The 16,506-nt window shown below is 61.1% G+C and carries 12 protein-coding genes and 3 pseudogenes; 6 read left to right on the top strand and 9 right to left on the bottom strand.

The features are described 5' to 3' along the window. The first annotated feature begins 24 nt into the window (after positions 1 to 24). The gene (locus EB815_RS31195; RefSeq protein ID WP_019863567.1) at positions 25 to 933 is read left to right on the top strand and encodes an ArdC family protein; all 909 of its coding nucleotides are present in this window, start codon (positions 25 to 27) and stop codon (positions 931 to 933) included. Here EB815_RS31195 and EB815_RS31190 read toward each other — a convergent pair. From EB815_RS31190 to EB815_RS31170, 4 genes are read right to left on the bottom strand one after another with little or no spacing between them, the layout of a single operon-like run. After that, a complete protein-coding gene (locus tag EB815_RS31190) occupies positions 914 to 1,360 on the bottom strand; it encodes a cell division protein ZapB (RefSeq protein ID WP_236952135.1) in 447 nt (148 codons plus the stop codon). The two genes, EB815_RS31195 and EB815_RS31190, sit on opposite strands and share 20 nt — an antisense overlap. Then, a complete protein-coding gene (locus EB815_RS33750; RefSeq protein WP_019863569.1) occupies positions 1,353 to 3,173 on the bottom strand; it encodes a hypothetical protein in 1,821 nt (606 codons plus the stop codon). Before EB815_RS33750 ends, EB815_RS31190 begins: the two co-directional genes overlap by 8 nt. Next, positions 3,170 to 4,951 (bottom strand): hypothetical protein, encoded by a 1,782-nt coding sequence (locus tag EB815_RS31175; RefSeq protein ID WP_063827335.1) that lies wholly within the window; start codon positions 4,949 to 4,951, stop codon positions 3,170 to 3,172. Before EB815_RS31175 ends, EB815_RS33750 begins: the two co-directional genes overlap by 4 nt. Then, on the bottom strand, positions 4,948 to 6,090 hold the full coding sequence (locus EB815_RS31170; RefSeq protein WP_020628761.1) for a tyrosine-type recombinase/integrase: 1,143 nt from the start codon (positions 6,088 to 6,090) through the stop codon (positions 4,948 to 4,950). The genes EB815_RS31175 and EB815_RS31170 overlap by 4 nt, the downstream gene beginning before the upstream one ends. A gap of 150 nt (positions 6,091 to 6,240) precedes the next feature. Here EB815_RS31170 and EB815_RS31165 point away from each other — a divergent pair. The 3 genes and pseudogenes from EB815_RS31165 to EB815_RS31155 all read left to right on the top strand — a co-directional run. Beyond that, positions 6,241 to 6,546, top strand: a pseudogene (locus EB815_RS31165) (zincin-like metallopeptidase domain-containing protein); the annotation flags it as partial. A 184-nt stretch (positions 6,547 to 6,730) separates the two neighbouring features. Next, on the top strand, positions 6,731 to 7,150 hold the full coding sequence (locus tag EB815_RS31160; protein WP_065005179.1) for a DUF2958 domain-containing protein: 420 nt from the start codon (positions 6,731 to 6,733) through the stop codon (positions 7,148 to 7,150). 75 nt (positions 7,151 to 7,225) lie between these two features. Next, entirely contained in the window at positions 7,226 to 8,956 is a 1,731-nt protein-coding gene (locus EB815_RS31155; RefSeq protein ID WP_065005180.1) for a ParB/RepB/Spo0J family partition protein, read from the top strand. A gap of 929 nt (positions 8,957 to 9,885) precedes the next feature. On the opposite strand, the gene EB815_RS31150 is transcribed toward EB815_RS31155, so the two are convergent. From EB815_RS31150 to EB815_RS33745, 5 genes and pseudogenes are all read right to left on the bottom strand, one after another. Then, positions 9,886 to 12,042 (bottom strand): peptidase domain-containing ABC transporter, encoded by a 2,157-nt coding sequence (locus tag EB815_RS31150; RefSeq protein ID WP_064987321.1) that lies wholly within the window; start codon positions 12,040 to 12,042, stop codon positions 9,886 to 9,888. 30 nt (positions 12,043 to 12,072) lie between these two features. After that, positions 12,073 to 13,158: an HlyD family secretion protein gene (locus EB815_RS31145; RefSeq protein ID WP_019856452.1), complete on the bottom strand. Its 1,086-nt coding sequence runs from the start codon at positions 13,156 to 13,158 to the stop codon at positions 12,073 to 12,075. 117 nt (positions 13,159 to 13,275) lie between these two features. Beyond that, positions 13,276 to 13,434: a hypothetical protein gene (locus tag EB815_RS31140; RefSeq protein ID WP_155249074.1), complete on the bottom strand. Its 159-nt coding sequence runs from the start codon at positions 13,432 to 13,434 to the stop codon at positions 13,276 to 13,278. A 34-nt stretch (positions 13,435 to 13,468) separates the two neighbouring features. After that, positions 13,469 to 13,633, bottom strand: coding sequence for a hypothetical protein (locus EB815_RS31135; RefSeq protein WP_155249075.1), 165 nt, complete (start codon positions 13,631 to 13,633; stop codon positions 13,469 to 13,471). Between the two features lie 392 nt (positions 13,634 to 14,025). Continuing rightward, positions 14,026 to 14,226 (bottom strand): annotated as a pseudogene (locus EB815_RS33745) (DDE-type integrase/transposase/recombinase); the annotation flags it as partial. Between the two features lie 17 nt (positions 14,227 to 14,243). Here EB815_RS33745 and EB815_RS31130 point away from each other — a divergent pair. Both EB815_RS31130 and ubiM read left to right on the top strand, forming a co-directional pair. Further along, positions 14,244 to 14,605: pseudogene (locus EB815_RS31130) on the top strand (hypothetical protein); the annotation flags it as partial. Positions 14,606 to 14,997: 392 nt separating this feature from the next. Beyond that, positions 14,998 to 16,179, top strand: a complete 1,182-nt coding sequence (gene ubiM / locus EB815_RS31125) for a 5-demethoxyubiquinol-8 5-hydroxylase UbiM (protein ID WP_171883331.1) — start codon at positions 14,998 to 15,000, stop codon at positions 16,177 to 16,179. Positions 16,180 to 16,506: the final 327 nt, after the last annotated feature.

Here is a 16,506-nt window from a genome sequence, read left to right as displayed (position 1 = left end):
TTCAGCACCTGCAGCAGGGAGGGCATGACGATGGCTTCTTTGAGCCGAGCAGATGTTTATGCCCGCATCACTGAAGAGATTATCGCCGCCATCGAAGCCGGTGCTGGCGAGTATGTGATGCCCTGGCATCATGATGGAACGGCGACTGCGCGGCCGACCAACGTCGCGTCCGGCAAGGCCTACCGTGGCGTAAACACGCTTGCCTTGTGGGCAGCGGCACATAGCGCTGGATATCCCACAGGCCTGTGGGGAACGTATCGCCAATGGCAGGCTCTCGGCGCCAAGGTGCGCAAGGGGGAGAGGTCCACAACCGTCGTCTTCTGGGGGCAGATCGGCGGCAAGACTGACGAGGATAGCGACGATGATTCCAGCGATGGTGAGCGTCGGCGTCTATTCGCCCGCGGCTATTCGGTGTTCAACTGCGCACAGGTCGAAGGTTATGAGCCAGAACCGGCGGTTGCTCGCTCGGAAGAAGAACGCGTCGCGCACGCCGATGCCTTCTATGCGAACCTTGGCATCAGCACCGTATACGGGGGCAATGAAGCCTACTATTTGCCTTCGGCTGATCGGGTGCATATGCCGGTTTTCAGCTCATTTCGTGACGTCGCATCTCACTACAGCGTGCTTTTCCATGAAGGTCTTCACGCCTCAGGCGCGAAGCACAGGCTCGACCGTGACTTGTCCGGAAGGTTCGGCTCCGAAGCCTACGCCATGGAGGAGATAATTGCTGACGCTGGAGCAGCCATGGTTCTCGCCGATCTATCGATATCGGCACGGCCAAGACCGGACCACGCCGCCTATATCTCCAGTTGGTTGAAGATTCTTCGCGCCGATACCTCCGCCATCTTCACGGCCTCGAGCAAGGCTCAGGCGGCTGTGGACTGGATGCATGCGCAACAGCCCTGCGAGCAGATCAGCGCGGTAGCGGCCTGACAGGCAACACAGCGGCAGGCGCCAACGGCGCCCGCCGCTGCAAGGAGGCCAGTTTGTCTTCCGCCGTCCTCGCGCGAAGAAGGAGGGCGAGATTCTCGCTCGCCAGCTTTCGCTTTTCCTCACGGTGCCGGCGCACTTCGGAGCGGAGCAGCGTAATCTCGGCCACCATTTCCTGAACTTTTGCCGCGAGGTCTTTGGATGGTCCCGGCGCTTGCACGGCAGCCTCGATCTCATCGAGGATGTCACGATGTGTCGTATAGAGTGGATTTCGGCTTTTCCCTGCCTCACGCGCGACCGAAGCGGGGCTGATCCTCACGATACGCCGCTGATGATCCGGATGACGGCCCTCGCCACGAACCAGTCGGGCCAGCGCCGCACGATAGGCGCGCGCCGCAGACAAGGCGGAAGGGGAGCGTGGCTCATCCATCATGTTCTCCGATCCTGGTCAGGACGTTGTCGCACTGTTCGATCGCCTCGGTGAGAACCGCGGCCGTCATCCCGTTGGCCGCAGGGAGCAAGACCTGGTTCCGCACCCGACGGTCCTGCCAGTAAGGCGCATGCTGCGGCTCGATCACCATATTCGCGCAACTCAGGCAGACAGATGGACTTCGGCCTGCCTCGCTAGGCCCGACCTCGCCACCGCAGCGACTGGTCTCCGGCTGGAACACACACCAGCCGTAATCGCAGGCGTGGATGCGCAGGTCCGTTTCGGCGAGGACAAACTCGATGTAATCCTGACGCACCTGCTCGCCCGCGCGCCCCCGGAATCGGGCGTTGCCCGCGACGATGCGCTCGCCCATGCGACCGGCAAGTCGATCGCTGACCAGCATTCTTTCCAACGCCGTGGCTGTTTCGGCGCGGTTTTCATGATCGACGAGCTGCCGGAGATCGAAGTCGCTGCCGACATAGCCGCGCGCGGTCATGGCGACCGATGCGTGCTTGTAGTGGCCAGCAAGGCCAAGAAGCTGCGACCGGTCCTTTCGGGCGATAAAGCGCGCAAACGTCTTGCGGAACTGGTGGCTGCTGAATGCCCAAGGCTTTCCATCGTGCAATGGCACGCCAACGTGGCGGGCAAAATCGTTGATCCGCCAGCCGATGTGCATCTGGGTGACCGGGACGATCTCGCCGTACTGGGTATTTTTGACGAGGAAGAGTTCATGCCTTCCGGAAGCTTCGCGTAGCGGTGCGCTCAGTTGTTCAAGCAAGCTGACCGCCTTCACCACGGGATCCGGAGCTATCCAGCGCTCCAGTCGCCCGCCATGCTGGTCGACTGTCTTGAACAGTCGCGCGACAATGTAGGCTTGTTCGACGCCGGTCTCACCGATGGGATGGGACTCGATGGCGTCGATCTCCATCGAGAGGATTTCGCTCACGCGCATGCCGACGAAGCCGGCAATGAGGATATAGCAGGCCTCCACGAGGTGGTTGGCAGCGTGGCGGACCGCATACGCGCCGGACAGTGCTTCACCCTCAGGGCTTTTCAGTTCAGCACGACGCAATGCTTTGCGAACATGGTCGGAGGCTTGCCTCTTTGACCCTCGGGTTAGCCCGAACGTCCGCGCTTCACGTCGAATTGTCTCCGCCTGGACGATCGTTGAACCATGATCCTCCACCCATTGCAGAGCTGTATTCAGCAACGAGATTGCGATGGCATCAGGAATGAACGGGATCGAGCCGCGCGTCGCTGGCGTCAGCCCTGCCGCTTCATATGTGGTCTCCTGCGGCAGAGGATCCACCAACGGGGCATCATTGAGCTTGGCTCGCTGTCGATAGAGATCTTTCAGCACCACCATGTAGTTGACGATGGTGTTGGGGGTGATCGACTTCGCCTTGTTTCCTGGTCGCGCCAGAAGCCAAGCCCGCAGCCGCTCCACGGCACCGGCATCGATGCTGGCGAACATCTCCAGTCCGTCGAGCGCCATCCACCTGATCATGGTTTTCAGCGTGAGGGCTTTGCTTTGCACCGACGCTGGCGACAGACGCTTGCGACCGGTCGGTGGGTTCACCGTCATCGACCACAAGAACTGCTTCGCCGTTCCGTGGAGAGCACGCCACGCGTTTTCACTGATGACGGCTCCCTCCGGCAGGGCTACCGCCCAGCTCACTCTGTTTTGGTCGGCGCGTCGACCGGCGGTCCGGATGTCGAGCATCCATTCATCATCGCCGAACCGGCTCCATTGCGAGAGCAGAGCTTCGGACCATTCGGCGAGAACAGGTTTTCGAGCAGGTCGCGTCTTCACTCGATCACCGGCAAAGCTGGTGCCGCATTCATAGAGGCGACCATATGAAGCTCCGGCGAGAAGCGCGGCAGGATATCGTGTTCAAGGATCTCCAGTTTTGGCGCGTAGAGAAGCCGCCAGCGGTCCGGAGCCAGCGATTGACGTGCCGCGACAAGAGCATCTCGCGTCGACAACAACCGTGTCAGAACATCCGGATCGAGAGGGATTACTGCATTCGGGCAGGTGAAGCAGCCCAGCCAGGCCGTGCATAACCGACCAGTTTTCTGGCCTTCTCCGACGCCCGCGAGCGGATCCTTGCAGATGAAGCCGGCAGCCGTGGCATATTCGGTAACGGCTGTCGGGGCATCTCCGTCACTTTCATCCTCGTCGTCGGGACTGCGAACAGCTTCGACGAAGCGCAATTGCAGATCACCGATAATGCGCTCCTGGGCCTTCCGTACAATCGGCCGATCGATATAGCGCTGCGTTGTATCCGGGCTGGCGTGGTTGGCGAGGATCTGGGTCTTCAGGATATCGTGCCCGAGCGCCTCATGCGCGAGCGTGAGCCCCGTAGTTCGCAGCGCTGCCAAGGTCAGTGCGAGCGGCGCGCCTTTGTCGTCGACGAGGCTGTGGCGTTGTGCGAAGAATCTGACGTGTTTGCTCATCAAGTAGTCTGGGATCAGCTTGATGGAGCGCGTGCCGTTTATGCTCGCGACCAGGAATAGCCGATCGAGATCCGACGCCGGGACATGTCGCAGCAACGGCGCCGTCATCTCCAGAACCTGATCGATCAAGTTCGGCACCGATAAGCTCTTGTCACGCAGGAAGCTTCGTCGCTGTGCTCGATTTGAACGGCCTTTCGACCACGTCATCACTTCCCGCCCATCGAGAAGCAGATGATCGCTCATGCAGTGCCTTCGAAGTTCGCGAAGGGCCTCGGGATTCGCGTAGCTCTGCGCCCCGATGGCGATCATGTACGGGATCAGTGTTTCGGGCAGGGCATGAAGGTAGCTGGCGAGTTTCTGGTTCCCGCCGTGCTTGAGCGAGGCAAAGTGCAGTCGCCAGCGACCGGTGCCTCGCTCCAAAGTGACGTTCTGCGGGGGAACCAACCCGCCGTAATGTTCGACGATGACAGCGAGCATCACCCCGAGATCATCGAGATCGAGGCGGCTGAGGTCCTTTTCCTTTGCGATGGCTTGACGATCGACCTGTGCGAGCAGAGCTTTCCCGGTCTGGAAGGTCGACCAGATCGCTTCGATGTCTTTGCGAGCCGCCGACAGAACGGCTTCCATTTCCGACCGGCTCAGCGCTTCGCGGGGGCGTGTGTCTGCATTCTTGCGGGGAAAGGCGTTAAACGGGATTTCCAGATCGGAGGCGACGAGTTCGGGCCGATTGCGCTTCAGCCAGCGAACCATCTGCTTGAGCACGGACCAGGTCCCGTGACGCGAAGTCTTCGTCCAAGGTTTCGTGTCCAGCCAGGCAATGTATGCCCTCAGCACCGCCGTATCGACATCCCGCATCGACGTGACGGTGGGATTTTTATCGCTGAGGAACACAAACCATCGACGAAGCGCATGGAAGGCGCTTTCGCGCGTCGCCGGACTATGACCGGCATGATGGTGGCGGAAGGCAAGCGCGATTTCGGCGCCTACCCTTGGCGTCGTGCCAAAAGTCGAGAAGTCGAACTTGCTTTCCGGCCGACCTTCGGGATCGAGGAAGTTGACTACCAAAGAGCCAGGCACGCCCGTAAGCGGTATAGGTGATGGATTGAGCCGATAGTCTTTGCGTTGCCGCTTCATTGTAGAAGAGCCCCGTAAAGTTCGTCGACGGAGGATTCCACCAGTGTCAGATCCGTCGCCAGGACGCGCAGATAGATCGCCGTCGTAGAGAGATCGGCGTGTCCCAGGACCACCTGGAGAGTGAGAAGTGGATTGAGGTTCGGCTCGTCTTGCGCCCGACGTTGCAAGAACCGGAGCATCGCTGTCGCAAAGGTATGTCGCAGCGCGTGGAAGCTTGCCGTTACACCTGCTGTCCCGGCCGCGGCGGCGAACATTGCACCAACGCGGCGAGCACTGATCCCGCGACCAGCTTCCGTCAGAAAGACAGCATCTGGTTCCGCGTAGTCGGCATTCCGCAATTTGGCTCGTCGAACGATGACGGCGCGCTCTTCGCGTACATAAGCGAGCGTGCGATCGATCAGGGGCAATGGCGGATAAACCGTCCGCGTTTTGCCGCCCTTCGTGGCTTCAATCTTGATGGCGACCAGAGCATCCAGGCTGGACCGTGGAAGTGCCCGCAGTCTCAATCCTGCTACCTCCATCCGGCGCATGCCGGTTGTGACAGCCCATTCGATGATCAGACGGTCGCGCGACCCCAGGCCAGCCATCACGCGCCGCAATGCGACCGGCGATAGCGGTTTGGGCAGCGCCGATGTTTGTCGGATCGTCAGCTCATTGGCGAGCTGTCGTCCGCCGGTGGCATCAACATGAGCGAGGAACCCCTGCGGCTGACGTCTCGACAGCGCGAGTTCGCTTGTGCTGAACGGCAGATCGTCGGCGAGACCTGCAGCGACGCACCATCGATAGAATAGGGCCAATGTTCTGAGGCGACCGTTGACGGTGCTGCGGGCATACGCCCGTCCGGTGTGATCGCTTGGGCGAAAGAGCATCCGATCTCGGTACGCAGCGATCTCCGCGACCCCGACCTCATCCCAGATCCACTCATTGGCTTCGAGGGTCTGCCACCAGTCATAAAGGGCTTCACCATAGGTGCGCCACGTCTGCCGGCTGCGTGTTCGTCCTCTCACGAGAGCAACGTGCAGCAACCAGGCACAGGCCGGTTCGACTAGCCGCATCTCTTGGTCGAGAAGCATCGGCACGCCAGGGAATGACGTGCCGTTCGGCGCAAACCCATCCGTCGTGAACAATAGCTCGGCCAAGGGGGTCTCCAATTTGGGCGACCCGCCTTTTGCGGGGGCAGGCCCTCGGGCCCGCCCCCGCAAAAGACGGAGCAGCGTCTCATGCGTAAGAACTGTCCTGATTCCCCATCAGGGAGATGACAGAAAGGACGCGTTGGAGGTGTGACCTAACATGAATTAGGCCACTGGACCGGCAACCCGGCGCGGCTGGCGCGCGACCTCTCCGGCGCCTTCGGTTCCAAGACCTATGCGCGCGAGGAATTGGTTGCCGAAATCACTGCTGCCTTTGTCTGCTCGACCCTCGGCATCGAGCCGACCGTGCGCCATGCTGACTATGTCGGCGCATGGCTGAAGGTGCTGCGCGAGGACAATCGCGCCATCTTCCGCGCCGCCAGCCTTGCCTCCAAGGCCGCCGATTTTCTTCTCGGCTTTAACGCCGAGGCCGAAGGCGCGCAACAAGACGAGATCGCGGCATGAGCGCGCAATCCCGACACCCTGCAGACCGAGCCGACGCCGCAAGGCGTGCCCTTCTGGCGGACGCGCCGATGCGCCCGCGCGCGGCGCAGAAGCCGCTCGATAGCGGATCAGAGAAAGATCCAGTGAATCTTTCTCCCGCCGAACGCCCGAATTCAACTCGACCTGTTTTGAGAGGAGTTTTCCCATGATCCTGATCACCGACGACCTTCGCGTCCGGCTGCTCGCCAATGGCGCAACCGACACCGAAACCGACCATGTCCCGGTGGTCAAACTGTTCGATCCGACCGGGCCAGCAACCTGGCTTCTCACCGAACTCGACGACGACGGCGACACGCTGTTCGGCCTGTGCGACCTCGGCCTCGGCTTCCCTGAACTGGGCAGCGTCAGCCTTGCCGAGCTTGCAAGCGTCAAGGGACGGCTTGGGCTCGGCATCGAACGCGACCGCTATTTCAACGCCGAGTTTCCGCTCTCCGTCTATGCCGAAGCCGCTCGGCTGTCCTGCCACATCACCGAGGACGAGCGGCTGCTGCGACAGGCAGAAGAAGCCCTTGGCAACGCACATTCCAAGCTTCCGCCCAACACGGCGGACCAGACGCGCCGCTAGGCGCGGAAAACCGTCCCCCGCTCGGCCTGCGGCCTCGCGGCGGGCAACTCAACCCCAGACTGAAGGAGACCAACCATGCAGCTTGCCCACATTCCCCTCGACCGGCTCAGCATTTCCGCGCTCAACATGCGCCATTCCAAACGCGCGCCCGACGTGTCGGACATCCTGCCGTCGGTTCGCGCGCGCGGCGTCCTGGTGCCGCTTCTGGTGCGGCCCAACGGCACGCCGGAAGGCTTCGAGATCGTCGCCGGGCGGCGGCGCTATTTCGCCGCGAAGTCGCTCGCCGACGAGCGCGGCCAGCGCAATGCCTTGCCCTGCGCCGTCATGGAAGACGGCGACGACGCCGGCGCGCTCGAGGCCTCGCTGATCGAGAACTTCGCCCGGCTCGATCCCGACGAAGTGTCGCAGTGGGAGACGTTTTCGCGGCTGATCAAGGAGGGCCGCGGCGTTGCCGACATCGCCGCCACTTTCGGCATCACCGAGCTCCTGGTCAAACGCATTCTGGCGCTCGGCGACTTGCTTCCCAAGATCCGCGAGGCCTATCGGCGCGAGGACATCGACGCCGAGACGGCGCGCCATCTGACCATGGCTTCCAAGGCGCAGCAGAAGGACTGGCTGGCGCTTTATGCCGATCCGCAGCAATACGCGCCGCGCGGTCACCAGTTGAAGCAATGGCTGTTCGGCGGCCAGTCGATTTCCACCAAGGTCGCGCTGTTCCCCATCGAGGAGTATCCCGGCCTGATCGTCTGTGACCTGTTCGGCGAGGAGAGCTATTTCGCCGATGCCGACCTGTTCTGGCAAAAGCAGAACGAGACCATCGCCGCCAGACGCGACGCCTATCTGGAAGCCGGCTGGCCCGAGGTGACCGTGCTCGAGCCGGGGCAGCATTTCCAGTCCTGGGACCACGAAAAGACGCCGAGGAAGAGGGGCGGCAAGGTCTTCATCTCAGTCTCGCATCGCGGCGCGGTCGAGTGCCACGAGGGCTGGCTGTCGCGCAAGGAGGCCCGCCGCGCCCGCGCGCAAGGCGAGGGCGGCGAGCCCGATGAAACCCCCGCCAAACCGTCGCGGCCGGAACTCACCTTGCCGATGCAGAACTATGTCGATCTGCACCGCCACGGCGCCGTGCGTAGCGCCATGCTCGACCATCCTTGTGTCGCGCTGCGCCTGATGGTGGCGCATGCCATCACCGGGTCGGGCCTGTGGCAGGTTCGCCGCGAGCCGCAGCGCACCGCCAACGAGGCTACCGCCGCTAGTATAGCCGGCTGCAAGGCCGAAGCCGCATTCGCCGATAGACGGCGCGAGGTTCTTGCGCTGCTTGGACAGGCCGACGAGGACGGCGCGATAGCCGGCGGCAATGGCGACGCCTTTGCCCTCGCCGCCGTCTTCGCCCGTTTGCTGGCACTTTGCGACGACGACGTCATGCGCGTTCTCAGCCTTGTCATGGCCGAGACGCTCGAAGCCGGCAGCGCCGTCGTCGAGGCGCTCGGCAACCATCTGGGCATCGACATGGGTGCGTGGTGGCAACCGGACGACGCCTTCTTCGACCTGCTGCGCGACAGGGAGATCGCCAATTCGATGCTGGCCGATCTCGGCGGCAAGCATGTGGCCGACGGCAATGTCGCCGAGAAGGTCAAGACGCAAAAGAAAATCATCCGCGATTGCCTCGCGGGCGAGAACGGCCGCGAGAAAATCGACAACTGGCTGCCGCGCTGGATGAAATTCCCCGCCGAAAGCTACACGAAACGCGGCGGCTTCCGCACCGCCGATCAATGGGCCAGGGTCCAGTCGCTGTTCGTCCGCGAATAGGTGCCAAGCCGGGCGGCGGCTCCTTCGAGTGCCGCCGCCCCGATTGCCTGCCGCTGGAATATTGGCTGACGCGCACGGCGATCCGAACAGCATTTGGCATGCGAGAAGCCTAATCGTGCACAAAATCCGACGGGTCTTCCGCCTCGGAATCGGGCTTGGATACCAGCGACGAAGCAGTGAGACCCGGTGCTTCTTCGATATCGCATCCATAGCTGTGGACCTTCATGACCCCTTCGAACTCTGACAAATCTGGCGCCGCCAGCCTCGAGCCCATCGCGCGCACCGCCAGTATGTCGCGCCGCTACCGACGTTTGTACTCGCCCCCACCATGCCGGCCGAAAGGTGCACTGGCGTGGGGCAAAGCCGGCTCGAATGTCGCAAAAGCCCACGACACGATGTTTGCCGCCGTCAATTGCCAGGACGTCGTGGAGGCGCTGCGCTCGGACGGGCTGCTTTGCGGGCTCGTCCGGCCGAGTTTCATACATCAGGAAATGCCGTCTCCTCGGGGGAGCGGGCGCGATTGCGAACCTGCCCGGGACCCCTGAGGCGAGGTCATGGTCGGGATGGTCGAAAGACATTCGTGCCTGCCGCCCACAATCGGCGCCAAGATCGAGATCGCCGAGCGCGGCCTCTCCGGTCTCAGATCCGAGCAAGCAGGCGCGAGCGAAGGTCGGTATCGAGCCCAACTATGGGCATGTCCAAAATATGCGACAAGTTTCGGGCAAAGGTATTGAGGCCCAAATAAGCTACAATTTTCGGACGCTCCGTGGCGCCCAAAACATGAACTCGCATCTTCACTTTGAAAGATATGGCCGACCGCGGCACACCCACAAGGTTGAAACCAGGCGACGGCGATATACATACATTCGCCGCTGCTGTTCTATGTCTCACTGTCCCAAAATTCTGCCGTGCCCCCTGCCTGAAGCTGTTTAGCCGGATCCGGTTTGCGCCCGCCACAAGCGAGCGTAAGCGCCTTCAGCTGTCAGCAGATCAGCATGCCTCCCCTCCGCAACAACCCGCCCCTTGTCCAAGACCACTATTTTGTCGGCGCAACGGATGGTGCTGAGTCGATGAGAGATGATGACGATGGTCTTGCCGCCCCGACGCAGATCCTCAACCACTCGCAGGACAAACGCCTCGGCGACCGAGTCGAGAGAGGAGGTGGCTTCGTCGAGGATCAGGATCTCCGGATCCCGGTACAGAGCCCGAGCCAACGAAAGGCGCTGCTTCTCGCCCCCGGAGAGGCGTACACCGTTTTCGCCTAGATAGGCCTGGAAGCCACCGGGCCAGCGCTCGATCACCTCCCGCAGCCCTATTTGATCGCAGATTCGGAGGATCTTTTCGATGTCCGGCTCGAACTCGCCAAGGGCGATGTTGTCGATCACCGAGCCCGAGAACACATCGATCGATTGCGGCACCGCAGCGACAACCTTGCGCAGGGATACGGTCGACAGGTCCTGGAGGGCATAACGGCCGATCCGGATGTATCCACCCTCAAGCGGGTAGACATTCTGCAGCAGCGCCGCAAGGGTGCTCTTGCCCGAGCCGCTTTCCCCCACCACTGCTGTCATTTCCCCCCGGCGGAAGGTGCCGCTAAGATCCTGGAAAAGCTCGAACTGGCTACCATATCGGAACGTGACCTTCTCCAGGTGGATGTCGCCAATGTCGGATTTGTCTGCATCGATGCCGCCACCGCTTTCCGGCTCCAGGTCGAAGATCTCGAACAGGCGATCGGCTGCGACAAAAGCATCCTGAACGATCCGGTTGGTCTGGATCAGACTGGCAATCGGCCGGGTGATATAGCCTAGCAAGGTATAGCAGGAGAGTAATTCGCCAGGCGTGACGGTTTGATCGAGGGCAAGTGTCGTTCCGAACCACATCAGCACGATGGTGAATAAAGTCGCGAGGAATGTCGAGGTGCTGTCCCCGAAGATCGAGATCAGGCCGGAGCTGTAGACGGAGTGCAGCATCTTGATGAAGCGGGTCTCCACCTTGAAGTTGGCGAAGCTCTCCATGCCGGAGATCTTGATTGTGGAGACAGCTCCGAGTGATTCCACCAGTTGTGTCTCCAGTTCGGCAGCGTTCTCCATTACGGCGCGCTGGCGAATCCTGTTCAGCCGGTTGATGATCCAATAGACCGAGAGGTACAAAGGGATGGAAACCGCCACGACCAAGGCGATCTTCCACGAGTAGATGAACATCAGCCCCAACGAGAACAGTACCGTTAGCACGTCAACGAACATGTTGATCGAGACGTCGTTCAGGAAGCTCCTGATCTTCACCGCGTCATTCATACGGGAAATGATTTCGCCCATGCGCATGCTGTCGAAGAACTTCTGAGGCAGGCTTAGGATATGATTGTAGTAGCCGAGGATCAGGTGGACGTCGATCTTCTGCCCCGTTTGCAGGACGAGCCGGTTTCTGAGGAGATTGATCAGGATCTGCACAACCAGGATCAAGAGCATGGCGACGCTCATCAGGTTGAGCAGATTGCGGTTGCCCGCTGTAATCACATGGTCGACGATCTTCTGCACGTAAATGGCAGTCGAGAGGCCAAGGATCGTCGTCACCAGCGCCCCCGCGAGAGCCTGCGCCATCGCCGCCTTGTGTGGCGCAAGCAGACGCGCGAAACGACCCAGGGGTGAGGTGGTCTCGTCGCGGCGCTTGAAGGTGTCTGCGGGAACCAGGAGCACCAGGGCGCCAGTCCATTGCTTTTTGAATTCCGCGTGCGCCAGCTTGCGGATTTCACCATAGGCTGGGTCCATGACGATGACCCACCTGGCGTTGATCTCCTGGACTACGACGAAGTGATGCAGAACCTCGCTGACGACGACATGCGCGATGGCGGGCTTGGGGATCTTGTATAGGCTGTCGAAGCCACCCTTTACCCCCTTGGCAACGAAGCCCAGCTTCCGGGCCGCTTCCATGAGGCCCAGCACAGTGGTGCCGGAGCGGCCGGTCGAGGCATACTGTCGGATACGCGACAATGGCAGCTTGTAGCCATAGAAGGCCGCGACAGAAGCAAGGCTGGCGGCACCGCAATCGGTGATGTCGCGCTGCTTGAACTTGATGATCTTGCTCGACATAGCGGCTCGCTGACTGTTTGGAATGGAGAATCAGTGGCTCGCCAGGAGCGGATTGAGCCAATCGTCGACCTCGTTGTACAGGAGTTCCAGGACAGTGCGGTCGCCCAGGAGGAAGCGGGCCCGCACGGTCATGCCTTTCTTCAGGTTACCGATGACCCCGTGCTTGAGGGCGAGATGGCGGCGAGAGAGCGCGCAGCGGACCTTGAAGGCCGGCCTGCCGTCGTGCAGCGTGAAGTCGTGCGCCACGTCGAGCACCGTCGCGTCAATGACACCCCATTGATTGTAGTTGAAGGCATCCACTTGCAGACGCACCGACTGGCCGGGGCGCACAAAGCCGATGTCGTTGGGAGAAACGAAGATTTCCGCCACCAGTTCACCATCCGGCGAAACCCAAGCGACGGTTTGCCCGGCCTGGACGTAGCTGCTGGAAGTGAGGCCCGAGAATTGCTCGAGAGCGCCTGATACGGGGGCTCGAATGAGAGTCAGGTCCCGTTCGCTCTCAAGCTGATGCAAGGCGGCCGTGAGTTCCTCAAGGCGCAGGTTAACGTCGGACAGCTGCTGGTTCCATTCGGCGAATTTGCGCCGGGCGAGGATCTCGCCCTGGATCTCAACGTTCTGAAGTGCGAAGGCCTTTTCCTCAACGGCCTTTGCCGGTGCTACAGCAGCGGAGAGCAGTCGCTTGGCACGCTGAAGTTCCGCAGCCGCATGACCGCGGTCATACTGGTTCTCCCGCACAAGGTTCAGGAAATGGGCGCGCTCGGCCGTGGCGGTCTCGGTCAAGAGGCGGATCGGGTCCTTGGCTTGCGTGCCGGAGGAGATCAGGGTTTCGAGGTCACGGGCAAAATCGCTCTTTGCGCGAATATCGCCTGTAAGCGCCCTGAGCTTTTCCTCAACCACCCCATCATCGAGGGCGAGGATCTCTTGCCCCTGGGCAACCAGATCGTTTTCAGCGGCAAGGATGCGGGAGATGCGTCCGGAGACGGGCGCGACCAAGGGCGTCTTCTCGACGGTGGGGCGAATGATACCGGCACTTTGGACAGACACCGATATGGTAATAAACGGCAACGACAACAATGCCGCAACCACAGAGAGCACAACCACCTTGTAGATGGCCAAAGATCGCCCTGATCGGCGAGAGAGGATGCTCTCTGCGGTGTAGCAGGCTATTTCAGAAGAAAGGGGAACTGCTGATCTATCTTCAGTATGAAGCATTTGTCTGGCTGGTACTTACGTTCAATGTTTCTGGCGTACTATCGCTTCCCCTACGCTTGCAGCTACAAAGGCTATCAGCGTAACAGCTGCCCAAATTAGTTGCCAAAACCCTCCTGAAATTGCTGAAGCCTCTTCAGGAGTCAATTCGGTCACATCATAAGACGACAGGTCTGATTTCATTGCTTTACTTTCCTATCTCAAATGTGAGGGTGAATCAGTGGATTTTTTCGTCGAGGATTTTTGCACCTATACAAACAAGCGCAAGGCCTAACGTCCCCAAAATCGCGAAAGCTATTGCCCAAAACATCCCTCCCGCAATTTTAGATGCTTCTTCGGGAGCCAATTCGGTCACACCATAAGCTGACATTTCCGACTTCATTGGTTTCTCCTTTCCTAGAACTCAAGATAAGAGGATGAATCAGTAGTGCACGGTCAGCGGCGTGTGCCGCCGCATAACGAGAACATCAAGAGACGTGCCAACTGCACAGGAAACCTGTGAACGGCGCTTATTGCCTTTGATTCAATCGCTTAATTGAGAGCGCGGCCGCACGCCGGGCCGAACATCGCCGTGTCGCGAACTCGACAAACCCGCCAACAGAGATGACCAAGTCCTGCTCGTCGGGAGAGGATGCGCTCTGCGATGGCAGGACATGGCGTTGTCACGTCGTTTGAAATGTGCCCGCGGGAGGCCGACACCGCGCTTTTCAGGCAGGCCGTGCACCCACGGCTTCCCACGCGGCCATTGCCTGGCGTCGATGGATCCGAATTTGTGTGCGAGCGGTGTTCCACGTTCGGCATGATCTGGCGTTGGGCCGCCCTGTAGGAGCGCAATTTTATCGGTGATCATACGCTTTGGCGGCAGACCCCCTTCTTCAGAGATCGCGTCAGCAGGCGCCTGGCGGCCTTGGTGTTGCGACACGTCTGGACAATCTCGTCGCGCACATATCCGTCCAGATCAACCGCTCTCCACACTTCGCCCGGTGCACGCCTTCGATCGCCGTCTCGAATTCCTGGCCGGTGAGCATGCGCAGGCAGAGGCCCGCTTCGGCACCCCTTGCTCAGCGACCATTATCTCGAACGCAGCCTTATGCCAGGCAGCGCTCGCCATACAGCGCGACCCGCTGCTGCTCGACATCGCCCAGCATAATCTGGGGGCACAGGCGAAACTGATCACCACACGCGTCTGGTGGAGCTTTCCGACCGGCCAGGCTTGCGACGCCGACAAGAACCGTGCCTCGCTCGGCTTCCATATGGGCACCGAGCCTTTGCGCACGCCACGGCTGATGATGGAGTCGGCTTCGGTGTCCCGCCGCCCTCGCGCCGGCGTTTCCATGGCGAGCCGGTCATTGCTGATCTCGCAAAAGTCCTGAAACAGCCTTCCCTAGACGCGCCTGGTTCTCCCTGGGGCTGGCTGGCGCCATGGCGTCGTCATGGGTCAGCTGGCGCATGACTGTTGCGCCTCGACTGACCCAGATCAAGGCCATGCCTTTGTCGGCGTGGTTTGATCGATCAGTCCTACAAGGGAAAACGCATGGGCTGACCGACAGCCTGCTCGTCGCTCCCAACGTCTTGACAATCCAGACCATATGGCGGGCAAATGACGCTTCACCGGCCAGGAACCGATGTGAGAAACGCGCTTGAGGCGATGCGGCGGGCGCTGGATCGCAGCGCAATCGATGCACGACCTGCGGCTCGATTCCAGCAGCATCTCACCAAGATAGCCGACGAGCTGGCGGCATGCTGATGGCCGGCTTTGACGACAGCTTCGACATCATCGTCGTTGGCGCCGGGCCGGTCGGACTTTCCTTCGCCGCATCGCTTGCCCACAGCGAGCTCAAACTGGCGGTTGTCGAGGGGCAGTCCCTGGAAAGACTGGCAAGTCCGGCTTTCGACGGTCGCGAGATCGCGCTCACCCACGCCTCGATTGGGATCCTTCGCGAGCTCGGCGCCTGGGATGTTATCCCGGCTTCGGACAAGTCACCGCTTCAAGGCGCACGCGTCCTCAACGGATCGAGTCCTTTTGCGCTGTGTTTCGATTCTCCCGGCGGATCCGCGGAACCACTGGGCGTTCTGGTCCCGAATTGCCGGATCCGCGATGCCCTGTTCAAGATCATCCGCTTGCAGGGCCATGCCCGGCTGCTGTGCGGCCACTCGGTCGTGCGTGCAACAAACAGCCGCGAGGGAGCAGTCATAACGCTCTCCAATGGCAGGCGGCTGACCGCTCGGCTTCTCGTTGCCGCGGATTCGCGTTTTTCCGCCACCCGCGATCTGCTCGGCATCGGCGCCGATATCAATCGGCTTGGCAACTCGATGCTGATTTGCCGGGTGAGGCACGAGCGCCCCCACCACCAGATCGCGATCGAATGGTTCGATCACCATCAGACGGTAGCGATGTTGCCCCTCGCGAAAGGCGTGTCGTCGCTGCTTTTGACTTTGCCCTCTAACGAGGCCGACGGACTGCTTGCCCTTGACGACGAGTTGTTCCTGATGGGGTTGACGAAGCGCTGTCGAGGCCGCCTCGGCAATATGAGCCTGGCAAGCCAACGCCATATCTATCCGTTGGTCACGACCTGGGCGCACAGGTTCCGGGCGCCGGGCGCCGCATTGATCGGCGACGCTGCCGTCGGCATGCACCCGGTCACCGCGCATGGCTTCAACATCGGCCTCGGCGGCCAGAGGCAGCTCGCCCGTGGTATCCTGACAGCGTGGCGCGACCGTCGCGACATTGCCGATCCCGACATGCTGCACAGATATGAAAGGCGACTGCGCCTGTCGGCGGCGCCGCTCTATCATGCTACGAATATTCTCGTCGGACTCTACTCAAGCGAGAATCCGGCGGCACGGCTTGCAAGGCATGTGGGGCTGCGCCTCGGCCAACATCTTCCCTTTGTCCGTCATGGCATTGCGGCCATGCTGAGGCGGTGAACCCCAGTCACCATAGTGTCAGCATCAGCGTGCCGCGCTTTCGCCCATCCAGGGGAGGAAGGCGTCATGCTCTTCACTGGGATCGTCGATTCCGCGCAGCCGCGACCGCTCACATCGAACCACACTCGCCCGCCTGCTACGTGATCTGCTCTTTCAAGCGTTCGTGCCGCATACGGCGCAGGCTGGTGATATTCTGCCTTCATCGGTCGTGCCTGCCCAACAAGGCGACCGAGCAGCCGGCATACACGGCACAAAACGAGGTGGGCGGCCGAACGAACCCACACCTGTCCACCGCCCGAATCGGAAGCAGCGATCCACAGTATAGCG

The organism is Mesorhizobium loti, from assembly GCF_013170705.1.
In the GTDB taxonomy this organism is placed as follows: domain Bacteria; phylum Pseudomonadota; class Alphaproteobacteria; order Rhizobiales; family Rhizobiaceae; genus Mesorhizobium; species Mesorhizobium loti_D.
This window is presented reverse-complemented; position numbering and strand designations above follow the sequence as displayed.

Coding starts and splice junctions, on each gene's coding strand:
- EB815_RS31155 (WP_065005180.1), top strand. CDS start 7,226: ATGCAGCTTGCCCACATTCCCCTCGACCGGCTCAGCATTTCCGCGCTC.
- EB815_RS31190 (WP_236952135.1), bottom strand. CDS start 1,360: ATGGATGAGCCACGCTCCCCTTCCGCCTTGTCTGCGGCGCGCGCCTAT.
- EB815_RS31135 (WP_155249075.1), bottom strand. CDS start 13,633: ATGAAGTCGGAAATGTCAGCTTATGGTGTGACCGAATTGGCTCCCGAA.
- EB815_RS31195 (WP_019863567.1), top strand. CDS start 25: ATGACGATGGCTTCTTTGAGCCGAGCAGATGTTTATGCCCGCATCACT.
- ubiM (WP_171883331.1), top strand. CDS start 14,998: ATGGCCGGCTTTGACGACAGCTTCGACATCATCGTCGTTGGCGCCGGG.
- EB815_RS31150 (WP_064987321.1), bottom strand. CDS start 12,042: ATGTCGAGCAAGATCATCAAGTTCAAGCAGCGCGACATCACCGATTGC.
- EB815_RS31160 (WP_065005179.1), top strand. CDS start 6,731: ATGATCCTGATCACCGACGACCTTCGCGTCCGGCTGCTCGCCAATGGC.
- EB815_RS31140 (WP_155249074.1), bottom strand. CDS start 13,434: ATGAAATCAGACCTGTCGTCTTATGATGTGACCGAATTGACTCCTGAA.
- EB815_RS31175 (WP_063827335.1), bottom strand. CDS start 4,951: ATGAAGCGGCAACGCAAAGACTATCGGCTCAATCCATCACCTATACCG.